This window comes from Pseudomonas sp. Marseille-Q7302, from assembly GCF_965111925.1.
In genome coordinates this window covers 3319976-3332395 of sequence record NZ_CBCOPK010000001.1, presented here as the reverse complement: position 1 = coordinate 3332395, position 12420 = coordinate 3319976, and the positions used below count along the sequence as shown (strand labels likewise).

Sequence of the window (12420 nt, the reverse complement as noted above, 5' to 3'; positions counted from 1 at the left end):
GGCAGGGAGAAGGGGGACGCCCCTTCTCCCTTTCATGCGTTGTGAGGACATTACAATGGACATCGTCAAGACAACGGGTTTTTCAGCGGTAAGGCCCTATAGCGCTCAATCGAGCCCTGCGGCCGCGACGTCCTTCAGCGCTTCGGCGCCTACGGCGGATTCCTCGGTCAAGCCGGTTTCCCAGGCCAGCAAGGTGGACGGGGACAATGCCGAAAAGCCGAAAGACGGCAATGTGGATGGCGCCCTGTCGAAGCTGAAATCGAAGTTTCAAGAGGATCACCGCAACCTCGACTTCAGCATCGACGACTCCACCGGCGAGGTGGTGGTCAAGGTGCTGGACGGCGAATCCGGCAAGCTCATTCGGCAGATGCCCAGTGAGGAAGTGCTCAAGCTGGCAAAGCAGCTGGATGATATGCGCAGCCTGATGTTCAAGGCCGAAGCCTAGTTGGCGCGGAACTTGTATCAAGCTCACTGAAAGCTGAGGCGACGACGTAACGTTGGCAGGGGGATAGTGACATGGCAGGTATCAGCGGGATTGGCGGCTCGGGGCTGGACATCGACTCCATCGTCACCAAGATGGTGGCAGCCGAAAAGGCACCCAAGCAGGACCAGCTCACCAAGACCCAGAGCAAGGCGACTGCGCAGCTCACGGCGATCGGATCCCTGAAGGGCGCCATCAGTGAATTCCAGACCGCGCTGACCACGCTCAATAGCCCTACCAGCTTTCAGGCTAGGGGCGTTACCCTGTCGAAGAGCGACTACCTCACGGCAACGGCCAGTACCAGTGCCAGTGTCGGCAGCTATCAGGTCGAGGTCAGCAGGCTGGCTACTAGCAGCAAGGTGGCCCTGGCATCCGTGCCAGCCACTTCCACCACGACTGCCAGCGACGGAACTACCTCTACGTCTCCCACTACCTTCGGCAAGGGCACGCTGAGCATCAAGATCGGCGATACCAAGCTGTCGGATATCCAGGTCGATGCCACCAACAACACCCTGAGTGGCATCCGCGATGCCATCAACAAGGCTGGGCAGAGCCAGGGGCTCAGCGCCAGCGTCGTCAATGACGACTCTGGGTCACGGCTGGTACTGAGCAGTACCAAGACCGGAGACGGTAACAATATCTCGGTATCGGTGAGCGGTGACGACGGTTCGGGCAAACAGAGTTTGACCAAGCTGGCTTACTCGCCAAGCGACAGTGAATCCAGCGATCCCGCTGCCGCCCATTCGCTCACCAAAGCCCAAAGCGCCCAGATGACCATCGATGGTCTGAAGATCACCAGCGCCTCGAACACCGTAAGCGGTGCAGTCGATGGTCTGAGTTTCACGCTCAAGGCCACCACTCCAGCGGACAGTCCGATGACCGTCGGCGTCAGCCAGGACGAGTCTGGCGTCAAGGGCAATATCCAGAAGTTCGTCGACTCCTATAACAAGCTCATGGGCGTGATCAAGACCCAGACCTCGGTCACGAAGGTCGGGGACAACAGTGCGCCCATCACGGCTGCGCTGGTGGGGGATGCCACCGCCCGCGGCCTCACGACCACCATCCGCAGTGAGCTGAGCACCATGCAGGGGACGGGCGCGGTCAAGGCGCTGGCCGATCTGGGCATCACGACTCAGAAAGACGGCACCCTGGCCATCGACGACACCAAGCTTAGCAAGATGGTCAGCTCCAACTTCAGCGACCTGCCCAGCTTCTTCACCGGCGACCAGGGCCTGGCGGCGCGCCTCAAGGGCAAGCTCGATCCCTATACCATGACCAATGGCATTCTCGAGCAGCGTTCGAATTCCCTGAGCGATACCTTGAAAAAGGTCGACGCCCAGACCGCGACGCTGAATACCCGGATGACCGCGCTCTCGGACCGTCTCTACAAGCAGTACAACACCATGGACCAGCTGTACTCGTCGTTGTCGAGTACTGCGTCCTCGCTCTCCCAACAGCTGGCGGCAATGCCCTTTGCCAACAAGAGTTAAAGTAGGCGGATTCGGCCCATCCGGTCGATAAAGGGGTCAAGTTCTTCGCGTCCTGACCGATAAAGGAAGTATCGGAAACACACAGAGGTCATGACATGAACGCAATGACAGCCATGCGCCAGTACCAGCAGGTAGGCCTGCAGGCGCAGGTGTTCGAAGCCAGTCCCCATCAGCTGATCCAGATGCTCATGCAGGGCGCCCTGGACCGTCTGGCCAAGGCGCAAGGTGCGCTGGAGCGTGGTTGGCTGCCTGAGAAAGGCGAGCTGATCGGCAAGGCGGTATCCATCATCGCGGGTCTGAAGGACGTCCTGGATTTCGAGCAGGGCGGCGAGCTCGCCACCAACCTGGATCGGCTGTACGACTACATGATCCGCCGGCTCAGCGAAGCCAACCGCAACAATGATCCTGTTATCCTGGAAGAAGTATCCGGCCTGATCCGCGAGATCAAATCCGGCTGGGATGCCATTGCCCCCTGATCTGGAGTCGACCGATGAACGTCGCCATGCAAAAGACCCCGGTGGAACGTGTCGAGCTCGTTTATGAGCAGATGGCCGCTGCGCTCAAGGCGGGAGACTGGACGCGGATCGCCGAGCTGGATCTGGATTGCCGGCTGTTCGTCGACGAAGCGGTTTATGCCACGGGCGATGAAGCCGTAGCTCTGCGCGCCAGTCTCGAACGCTTGCTGGCGCTCTATGCCTCCATGCTGCAGAGCTGCAAGGCAGAGCGGGATGCGACCGCCCAGGAGCTGACCAAGCTCAACAAGTCGAATCAGGCCGCCAAGGTCTATCAATTGTTCGGTTGATTGTCATCCGTTGGACGGTAATTCGAAGTTTCGATATTTCGCCGCCATAAAATTGACCCCGCATCACAATTTGTCTTAACTTGCGCAAGATGCCGACCAGTTGGCACTTGGATGCAGGCGACACCTGCGCGTAGCGAACCGACAAGCCGAATTGGGGCAGGGACATGTGGCGTGAAACCAAGATCCTTCTGATCGACGATGAAGCCGAGCGGCGCAAGGCGGTATCGGTCATTCTCGATTTTCTCGGCGAGGCTCACCTCGCCTGCACCAGTTCCGATTGGCAAACCTCCCTCGAAGCGCTCGACAGCAGTCGGCAGATCAGTTGCGTGCTGGTCGGGCGCGTCGATAGCCGCGGCAACAGCGTCGAACTGCTCAAGCAGATCGTGGCCTGGGACGAAATGGTCCCATTGCTGCTCTTGGGTGAATCGGCGCAGCCGGAGTGGCCGGACGACGTACGTCGGCGGGTACTGGTTTCTCTTCAGTATCCGCTGGCCTACAACAAGCTGCTGGATTCCCTGCATCGCGCCCAAGTCTATCGGGAGATGTACGACCAGGCCCGGGACCGGGGCCGACAGCGCGAACCCGAGCTGTTTCGCAGCCTGGTGGGTACCAGTCGCGCCATCCAGGGCGTGCGCAAGATGATGCAGCAGGTGGCCGATACCGAGGCCACGGTGCTTATTCTCGGCGAATCCGGCACCGGCAAGGAGGTAGTGGCGCGCAACCTGCACTTCCACTCCAAGCGCCGCGAGGCGCCCTTCGTGCCGGTCAACTGCGGCGCCATTCCGGCGGAGCTGTTGGAAAGCGAACTGTTCGGTCATGAGAAGGGTGCCTTCACCGGCGCCATCACCAGCCGCGCCGGTCGCTTCGAACTGGCCAACACCGGCACCCTGTTCCTCGACGAGATCGGCGACATGCCGCTGCCCATGCAGGTCAAGCTGCTACGGGTACTGCAGGAGCGGACCTACGAGCGGGTAGGCAGCAACAAGACCCAGAGCGTGGACGTGCGCATCATCGCCGCGACCCACAAGAATCTGGAGCAGATGATCGCCGCGGGCACCTTCCGTGAAGACCTTTACTACCGCCTCAATGTCTTCCCCATCGACATGGCGCCGCTGCGCGAACGGGGTGAGGACATCCCGCTGCTGATCAACGAACTGATCGCGCGCATGGAGCACGAGAAGCGCGGCTCCATCCGCTTCAACTCGGCGGCCATCATGTCGCTGTGCCGCCACGAGTGGCCGGGCAACGTACGCGAACTGGCCAACCTGGTGGAACGCATGGCGATCATGCATCCCTACGGCGTCATCGGGGTGGCCGAGTTACCACTCAAGTTCCGCTATGTGGAGGACGAAGCCGATCCCATGGTGGAGTCGCTGCGTGAGGAGCTGCAGGAGCGCGAGGCCATGGCCGGGATCGGGACCGTCGATGTGTCGTCTTCGGCGCTGCTGCCCAGCGAAGGCCTGGACCTCAAGGATTACCTAGCCAACCTGGAAAAGAGCTTTATCCAGCAGGCGCTGGACGATGCCGGTGGCGTCGTGGCGCGCGCTGCGGAACGGCTACGGATCCGCCGGACCACCCTGGTCGAGAAGATGCGCAAGTACGGCATGGGCCGTCGCGACGACGAGTTCGACGAAGAGATCTAAGCTGTAGGTTGGGTTGCACGGGGCGAAGCCCAACGGTTCCACCCCAACCTCCTGTGTTGGGCTTCGACGATAGAACCGTCTCAGCCCAACCTACGCCTGGCACGTCCTCACCGCACGGATGACGGCGCAGCCTCATCCACCTTCTTTTCCCAGCGTGGCAAGTGGGAAAGGCTGCGCCGTTTTCCACGCTACGGCGCCTTGACGTCAGGGCGGCATGGGTCTTGCTCCAGCCTGGACAATGTCAATTGTCCGTCGCGAGCCTAAGCCAATGCCTGCGCAAGCCCTCCCTTCCTCCGTCGCTGCCGATACCCTCGCGGAGGCCTCCGCCTCGACGCAGGCCCGCGAGGCCCTGGGACAGATGTCGCGCCAGCTGAGCGAATCCTTCCAGTTGCTCGAAGCCCGGATGAATTCGCTGCAGGGTGAACTGGAGTGGGTATCCGCCCAGCGCTTGCAGGAGTTGGCGGAAAAGGAGCGCCTGGCCAGTCGCCTGCAGAACCTGCTCGATGTGCTGCCCGCCGGTATCGTGGTGTTGGATGGCGCCGGACGGGTGCGGGATGGAAATCCGGTCGCCGTGGCCCTGCTCGGCGAGCCGCTGGTGGGGGAGCTATGGCGTACGGTGATCGCCCGGGCCTTTGCCCCGCGCCATGACGATGGCCATGAGGTTTCCCTGCGCGACGGCAGGCGCCTGTCCATTGCCATCCGCTCGCTGGATGGCGAACCCGGGCAACTGGTGCTGCTCAACGACCTGACCGAAACGCGTCATCTGCAGGGCGAGCTGGCCCGCCACGAGCGTCTCTCGGCACTGGGACGGACCATGGCCTCGCTGGCCCATCAGATCCGTACGCCGCTCACTGCGGCGCTGCTCTATGCCAGTCATCTGGAGGAGGGCGGTCTGGCAGCGGAACAGCAGCAGCGCTTCGCCGGCCGGCTCAAGGAGCGGCTGCACGAGCTGGAAAATCAGGTCCGCGACATGCTGGTGTTCGCCCGGGGTGAGTTGCCCCTGGCAGATCGACTGGCGCCCCAGGCGCTGTTCACGGCCTTGCGTGACGCGGCCGCGCCCCATCTCGGCGATTGCCCCGTGCGCTGGCAACTCGATGCGGGCAGCGGTCTGGTCGCCTGCAATCGCGACATGCTGGTGGGTGCGGCCCTCAATCTCATTCACAACGCCGTGCAGGCCATGGCTGGCAGTGGCCGGCCGGCGCGGCTCAAGGTGCACCTCTATCGCCGCGATGCCGAGTTACGCCTGGCGATCAGCGATACCGGGCCGGGTATTCCTTCGGCGGTCCGGCAGCGTCTGGGTGAGCCTTTTCTCAGCACCAAGACCACCGGTACCGGTCTCGGATTGCCTGTTGCCCTGGCGATGGCCAAGGCCCATGGCGGGCGGCTCACTGTGCGCTCGCAACTGGGCCGCGGCACCCTGGTGACCTTCATCCTGCCTCTGCTGGCAAATGAGGAGGCTGTGGCATGACCCTGCCTATCCTGTTGGTGGAAGACGACCGCGCCTTGCGCGAAGCCCTGGCCGATACCCTGGAACTCGGCGGCTATCGCTACCGGGCCGTGGACAGTGGCGAGGCGGCGCTGCTGGCGCTGGCCGAGGAATCCTTCGGGCTGGTGATCAGTGACGTCAACATGCCGGGCATTGACGGCCATCAGTTGCTGGCCAGCATCCGGCTGCGCGATCCGGCGCTGCCGGTGCTGCTGATGACCGCCTTCGGCAGTATCGAACGTGCCGTCGAGGCCATGCGCGGCGGTGCGGCGGATTATCTGGTCAAGCCCTTCGAACCACGGCTGCTGCTGGAGACCCTGGCGCGTTGTTGTCCTCAGGGCCGGCGAGCGCCCGGTGATCGGCAGCCGGTGGCGGTCGATCCCCAGAGTCGGCAACTGCTGGAGCTGGCCCGCCGGGTGGCCCAGAGCGATGCCACGGTGTTGATCACTGGTGAATCCGGCACCGGCAAGGAGGTGCTGGCGCGCTTCATCCATGATCACTCGGCGCGGGCGGAAGGCCCCTTCGTGGCGGTCAATTGCGCGGCCATTCCCGATCATCTGCTCGAGGCCATTCTCTTCGGGCATGAAAAGGGCGCCTTCACCGGTGCCATCGCCGCCCAACCTGGCAAGTTCGAGCTGGCCCAAGGCGGTACCCTGTTGCTGGACGAGATCTCCGAGATGCCCCTAGGCCTGCAGGCCAAGCTGCTGCGGGTGCTGCAGGAGCGTGAGGTGGAGCGGGTCGGGGCACGCAAGCCGTTGGCGCTGGATATCCGTGTGGTGGCCACCAGCAATCGCAAGCTCGCGGAGGAGGCCGCCGCCGGGCGTTTTCGCGAAGACCTCTTCTATCGGCTATCGGTGTTTCCGCTGGCCTGGCTGCCGCTGCGCGACCGGCCGGCCGACATCGTGCCGCTGACCGAGCGTCTATTGGTGGTGCAAGCCGCGCGGATGAATCGCTCGGTGCCAACTCTGAGCGCCGCTGCGCGCCAGGCCCTGGCCGAGCATAGTTGGCCGGGCAATGTGCGCGAGCTGGATAATGCCGTGCAGCGTGCGCTTATCCTGCAGCCGGGTGAGCAGGTGCAGGCCGAGGATTTCGGGCTGCACTGGTTGTCGACCAGCGTAACCCTTGCGTCTGCCACCACGCCCCCGGCGGAGGCCACCATCAATGAGGCCGTGCGGCCGCTGGATGCCGATCTGCGCGACAGGGAGTTCCAGGTGATCCTCGATACCCTCAAGGCTGAACGTGGCCGCCGCAAGGAGACTGCCGAGCGCCTGGGCATCAGCGCGCGCACGCTCAGGTACAAGCTTGCGCAGATGCGCGATGCCGGGTTGGACGTTGAGCTCTCCCAGCTCGCAGGCTGCTGAGCGGAGAAGTCGATAGTCGGCTATCGAAATGCGCGGAACCAACCGTCCAGAGCGCTGTTCTAGAGAAAGGATCGCGACTGCGGCGTGGGGTCGCATAGGATGCTTGCCCCCGCCCTCCCGGACCTCGTCCGGACGCTTTGCTTTTTCTCTTAGGCGCTGCCTTTGCTGAAAACGGTTTCACGGACCGCATAGACCGTTTTCGCCGCGGGTGGCGTGCCTGCCAGCACGAGGACGCTTGCCATGGGTTCCACCGCACCTTCCAGCCCCAACGCCGACCAACTGACCATCGACACCATCCGTACCCTGTCCATGGACGCGGTACAGAAGGCCAACTCCGGCCACCCCGGTACCCCGATGGCCCTGGCTCCGGTCGGCCATACGCTGTGGAGCCGCTTCCTCCGCTATCACCCCGAGCACCCTGACTGGCCCAACCGTGACCGCTTCGTGCTATCGGTTGGCCATGCCTCCATGCTGCTCTATTCGCTGCTGCATCTTGCGGGCGTGAAGGAAATCGACGAGCACGGCACCGCCACCGGCAAGGAAGCGGTCAGTCTCGACGACATCAAGCAATTCCGGCAACTGGACTCCAAGACGCCAGGTCACCCCGAATACCGCATGACCACCGGAATCGAGACCACTACCGGCCCCCTGGGGCAGGGTTGCGGCAACAGCGTCGGCATGGCGCTGGCACAGAAGTGGCTGGCCGCGCGGTTCAACCAGCCAGGCGTGACCCTGTTCGACTATGACGTCTACGTCCTTTGCGGCGACGGCGACATGATGGAAGGCGTCACCGGCGAGGCGGCGTCCATGGCCGGCCACCTGGGTCTGGACAACCTCTGCTGGATCTATGACAACAACACCATCAGCATCGAAGGTCACACCGAGCTGGCATTCAGCGAAGACGTGGCCGAGCGCTTCCGTGGTTATGGCTGGCATACCCTGCATGTCAAGGACGCCAATGATGCCGAGGCCCTGGCCGCCGCCCTGCATCGCTTCAAGGGCAATACTGGCAAGCCGACCCTAATCGTGGTCGACAGCCTCATCGGCTACGGCGCGCCGAACAAGCAGAACACCGCGGCTGCCCATGGCGAGCCCCTGGGCGCCGACGAGATCAAGCTGGCGAAGAAGGCCTATGGCTGGCCGGAGGACGCCGACTTCCTGGTACCCGACGACGCCCGTCACCACCTGCGCGACGCCCTGCTGGAGCGTGCCAGCGGTCTCTACGAAGACTGGAACCGTGCCTTCGATCGCCTGCGCCAGAACGATCCGACCCGCGCCGATGAACTCCAGCGCATGCGCGCCGGTGAAATGCCGGAAGGCTGGGACGCCAAGCTGCCCAGCTTCGAGCCCGATGCCAAAGGCGTGGCCTCCCGCGAGTCCGGTGGCAAGGCGCTCAATGCCTTTGCCCAGAACATTCCCTGGCTGGTCGGCGGAGCGGCGGATCTGGCGCCGTCCACCAAGACCAATCTCAAGTTCGACGGCGCTGGCAGCTTTTCCGCCCGTGAGCCATCGGGTCGCAACATGCACTTCGGCATCCGCGAGCATGCCATGGGCTCCATCGCCAATGGCATGGCGCTCTGCTACCTGCGCAGCTTCACCGCTACCTTCCTGGTGTTCAGCGACTACATGAAGCCGCCGATCCGCCTGGCTTCCATCATGGAGCTGCCGGTGGTGTTCGTCTTCACCCACGATTCCATCGGCGTCGGCGAAGATGGCCCGACCCACCAGCCGATCGAGCACTTGGCGCAACTCCGTGCCACCCCGGGTTTGCTGACCATGCGTCCCGGGGATGCCAATGAAGCGGTGCAGGCCTGGAAGATCGCCCTGCAGCAGACCAATAGACCCTCGTGCATGGTGCTGTCGCGCCAGCCACTGCCGACCCTGGACCGCAGCAAATACGCCAGCGCCGAAGGCGTGGCCCAGGGCGCCTATGTGGTAGCCGATGCCGAGGGCGGCACGCCCCAGGTAATCCTCATGGCCACTGGCAGCGAGCTGGGTCTGGCGATGCAGGCCTACGAGCAGCTCAAGAGCGAGGGCGTGAAGGCACGGGTCGTGTCCATGCCTTGCTGGGAGCTGTTCGAGGAACAGGACGAGGCCTACAAGCAATCGGTGCTGCCCGACGAGGTCCTGGGCCGTGTTGCCATCGAGCAGGCCGGTCCCCTGGGCTGGGAGCGCTACATCGGTCGCAAGGGTGCCTCGGTCACCATGAGCACCTTTGGTGCCTCCGCGCCCATCGGCAAGCTGCAGGCGAAATATGGCTACACCGTGGAAAACGTGGTCAAGCTGGCCAAGGAGCAGGCGCAACGCAAAGGGAGCGCCACATGAGCAATCCACTCAAACAGCTGACGGAGCAGGGCCAGGCAGTCTGGCTCGACTTCGTCAGCCGCGAGTTCCTCGCCAAGGGTGAGCTACAGAAGCTGATCGAGCGTGACGGCCTTACCGGCGTCACCTCCAACCCCTCGATCTTCGAGAAAGCCATGGGGCACGGCAGTGACTACGATGCCAGCCTCGAGGCCTTCCTGGAAAAGGCCGATGCCGAGCCGGTGGACGTCTACGAGCATCTGGCCATCGAGGACATCCAGCAGGCGGCGGACATACTGCGGCCGGTCTATGACCGCCTCGAAGGGCGTGATGGCTATGTGAGTCTGGAAGTCTCGCCCTATCTGGCGCTGGATACCCGCGCCACTCTGGAGGAGGGCCGGCGCCTCTGGCAGGCGGTGGATCGGCCCAATCTCATGGTCAAGGTGCCTGGGACGCCCGAAGGGGCGGTGGCCATCCGCAAGTTGATCGAGGAGGGGATCAACGTCAACGTGACCCTGCTGTTCGATCGCAACGCCTACATGGCAGTGGCGGAAGCCTATATCGCGGGTCTGGAAGCGCGGCTGCACCAGGGCAAGGACATCAGTCGTCTCGCCAGCGTCGCCAGCTTCTTCATCAGTCGAGTCGATGGTGTACTGGACAAGCAGATCGACGAGCGCAAGGGCAGTGACAGCGAGCTGGCCGAATTGCGTGGCAAGATCGCCATCGCCAACGCAAAGCTCGCCTATCAGGACTACCTGCGCCTGATCCAGTCGCCACGCTGGAAGGTGCTGGAAGCCAAGGGTGCTCACCCGCAACGCCTGTTGTGGGCTTCCACCGGATCAAAGGATCCGGCCTATCCCGATACCCTCTATGTGGATCAGCTGATCGGCCCGGATACCGTCAACACCATGCCACCCAAGACCATGGATGCCTTCCGTGATCATGGCACGGCAGCTCCGATGCTGAGCACCGACATCGAAGCCGCACAGCGCGTGGTGGATGCGACTGCCCGGTTCGGGCTGGATCTCGATGGCGTGGCCAAGCGGCTGGTCAAGGACGGCGCGCAGCAATTCGAGGACGCCGCCGATGCCCTGTTGGGCGCGGTAGGACAGAAACGCCTCGATTTTCTCGGCGAGCGCCTGAATGCCGCGGACTATCGTCTGCCGCACGATCTGCATGAAGCCGTCGAGGCCCGCCTTGACGAGGCGCGACGTGAAGGCTGGTCGCGCCGGCTGTGGCAGGGCGATGCCTCCCTGTGGACCGGTCGCGACGAGGACCAGTGGGTGGGTTGGCTGGCCGCTGCCCAGGGTCGCCAGGCCGATCCGGTCGCGCTCAGCGCCCTGGCCGACGCCGTACGCGAGGAAGGCCTGGATACCGTGGTACTGCTGGGCATGGGCGGTTCGAGTCTGGGCCCGGAAGTGTTGGCCTATACCCTGGGTACCGCCACCGGTGGACTCGACCTCAAGGTGCTCGATTCCACCGATCCGGCGCAGATAGCTGCCCTGGAAGAGCAACTGGATTTGCACAAGACGCTGTTCCTGGTATCCAGCAAGTCCGGCTCGACCCTGGAGCCGGAAATCCTGCGCGCCTATTTTCACCAGGCTGTCGAGCGGACGCTGGGCTCGGACGAGGTGCAACGCCGCTTCGTTGCCATTACCGACCCTGGCTCCAGACTCGAGGCCAGCGCCACGGCGGAGGGCTACCGCGCCATCTTCCAGGGCGACCCCCATATCGGCGGGCGCTATTCGGTACTGTCGGTGTTCGGCATGGTGCCCTTGGCGCTGCTCGGCCATTCGGTGGCCGACTTCTTCCAGGTGACCCAGCCCATGGTTCTGGCCTGCAGCCCCAGTGCGCCTCCTGCCATCAACCCTGGTATCCGCCTCGGCGTGGTACTGGGCGAGGCAGTGCGCGCCGGCCGAGACAAGGTCACTCTGATCGCCTCGCCGGGAGTGGCCAGTCTGGGCGCCTGGCTGGAACAACTGCTCGCCGAAAGCACCGGGAAGCAGGGCAAGGGCATCATCCCGGTAGATCTGGAGCCCCTTGGCGCACCGGATGTCTATGGCACGGATCGGGTATTCGTCAGTCTGGTGCTAGACGGTGAGGAGGATGCCGAGCGCGATAGCCGCCTGCAGGCGCTGGCCGCGGCAGGGCATCCGGTGGTGGATATCCGGCTCGCTCGCCCTGAGCTGATCGGGCAGGAATTCTTCCGTTGGGAAGTAGCCACCGAGGTGGCCGGTGCGGTCATCGGCATCAACCCGTTCGATCAGCCCGACGTGGAGGCCAGCAAGATCAAGACCCGCGCCCTCACCGATGGCTATGAGCGCGACGGTCGCCTGGCCGGTGACGAGCCGCTGCTGGAGGAAGGCGTCCTGACCCTGTTTGGCGACGCCGATCTGCAAGGGCAGGATACCGCCCGGGCGGCCATCAAGGCGCACCTGGCACGCCTGCAGCCCGGCGACTACCTGGCCGTGTTGGCCTATCTCGAGCGCAATGCCGTGCACGAGGAGGCCTTGGGCGCCATGCGTGATAGCATTCGCGACAGCAAGCGCGTAGCGACCGTCGGCGGCTTCGGCCCCCGCTTTTTGCACTCCACGGGGCAGGCCTACAAGGGTGGTCCCAACTCCGGTGTGTTCATCCAGATTACCGCCGATGCCCAGAACGACCTGGAGATTCCAGGGCGGGGTCTGAGCTTTGGCGTCGTCGAGGCCGCCCAGGCCAAGGGCGACCTCGAGGTACTGGCCGAACGGGGACGGCGCTACCTGCGCGTGCATATCAAGGGCGGCGACATCGACGCCGGTCTGCAACAAATAGTCGAACTGGTCGAGGCGGCGGTCGCCTGACCTCAAGGAGTCATCA

Annotated in this window: 9 protein-coding genes; all 9 read left to right on the top strand. The window is 63.7% G+C overall.

The features are described 5' to 3' along the window. Positions 1-55 precede the first annotated feature (55 nt). The 9 genes from ACWPW1_RS15540 (at position 56) to ACWPW1_RS15500 (ending at position 12404) form a co-directional block, all read left to right on the top strand. Complete coding sequence (locus tag ACWPW1_RS15540) at positions 56-445, top strand: flagellar protein FlaG (protein ID WP_434774605.1); 390 nt, start codon at positions 56-58, stop codon at positions 443-445. Positions 446-516: 71 nt separating this feature from the next. After that, entirely contained in the window at positions 517-1971 is a 1455-nt protein-coding gene (gene fliD, locus ACWPW1_RS15535; RefSeq protein WP_434774604.1) for a flagellar filament capping protein FliD, read from the top strand. A 95-nt stretch (positions 1972-2066) separates the two neighbouring features. Continuing rightward, positions 2067-2447, top strand: a complete 381-nt coding sequence (fliS, locus tag ACWPW1_RS15530) for a flagellar export chaperone FliS (protein ID WP_026083956.1) — start codon at positions 2067-2069, stop codon at positions 2445-2447. 14 nt (positions 2448-2461) lie between these two features. Beyond that, positions 2462-2773 (top strand): flagellar protein FliT, encoded by a 312-nt coding sequence (locus ACWPW1_RS15525; protein WP_059315599.1) that lies wholly within the window; start codon positions 2462-2464, stop codon positions 2771-2773. A gap of 164 nt (positions 2774-2937) precedes the next feature. Beyond that, positions 2938-4416: a sigma 54-interacting transcriptional regulator gene (locus ACWPW1_RS15520; RefSeq protein WP_434774603.1), complete on the top strand. Its 1479-nt coding sequence runs from the start codon at positions 2938-2940 to the stop codon at positions 4414-4416. 268 nt (positions 4417-4684) lie between these two features. Continuing rightward, positions 4685-5884 carry an ATP-binding protein gene (locus ACWPW1_RS15515; RefSeq protein ID WP_434774602.1) on the top strand — a complete coding sequence of 400 codons (1200 nt, stop codon included), beginning with the start codon at positions 4685-4687 and terminating at the stop codon, positions 5882-5884. Next, a complete protein-coding gene (locus ACWPW1_RS15510) occupies positions 5881-7263 on the top strand; it encodes a sigma 54-interacting transcriptional regulator (protein ID WP_434774601.1) in 1383 nt (460 codons plus the stop codon). Before ACWPW1_RS15515 ends, ACWPW1_RS15510 begins: the two co-directional genes overlap by 4 nt. Before the next feature lie 240 nt (positions 7264-7503). After that, complete coding sequence (gene tkt, locus ACWPW1_RS15505) at positions 7504-9588, top strand: transketolase (protein WP_434774600.1); 2085 nt, start codon at positions 7504-7506, stop codon at positions 9586-9588. Further along, positions 9585-12404 (top strand): bifunctional transaldolase/phosoglucose isomerase, encoded by a 2820-nt coding sequence (locus tag ACWPW1_RS15500; protein ID WP_454253364.1) that lies wholly within the window; start codon positions 9585-9587, stop codon positions 12402-12404. The genes tkt and ACWPW1_RS15500 overlap by 4 nt, the downstream gene beginning before the upstream one ends. The last annotated feature ends 16 nt before the right edge of the window (positions 12405-12420 follow it).

Excerpts from the sequence above, each read along its gene's own strand:
- ACWPW1_RS15520 (WP_434774603.1), top strand. The coding sequence starts at position 2,938 with ATGTGGCGTGAAACCAAGATCCTTCTGATCGACGATGAAGCCGAGCGG.
- ACWPW1_RS15540 (WP_434774605.1), top strand. The coding sequence starts at position 56 with ATGGACATCGTCAAGACAACGGGTTTTTCAGCGGTAAGGCCCTATAGC.
- tkt (WP_434774600.1), top strand. The coding sequence starts at position 7,504 with ATGGGTTCCACCGCACCTTCCAGCCCCAACGCCGACCAACTGACCATC.
- fliS (WP_026083956.1), top strand. The coding sequence starts at position 2,067 with ATGAACGCAATGACAGCCATGCGCCAGTACCAGCAGGTAGGCCTGCAG.
- ACWPW1_RS15525 (WP_059315599.1), top strand. The coding sequence starts at position 2,462 with ATGAACGTCGCCATGCAAAAGACCCCGGTGGAACGTGTCGAGCTCGTT.
- ACWPW1_RS15515 (WP_434774602.1), top strand. The coding sequence starts at position 4,685 with ATGCCTGCGCAAGCCCTCCCTTCCTCCGTCGCTGCCGATACCCTCGCG.
- ACWPW1_RS15510 (WP_434774601.1), top strand. The coding sequence starts at position 5,881 with ATGACCCTGCCTATCCTGTTGGTGGAAGACGACCGCGCCTTGCGCGAA.
- ACWPW1_RS15500 (WP_454253364.1), top strand. The coding sequence starts at position 9,585 with ATGAGCAATCCACTCAAACAGCTGACGGAGCAGGGCCAGGCAGTCTGG.
- fliD (WP_434774604.1), top strand. The coding sequence starts at position 517 with ATGGCAGGTATCAGCGGGATTGGCGGCTCGGGGCTGGACATCGACTCC.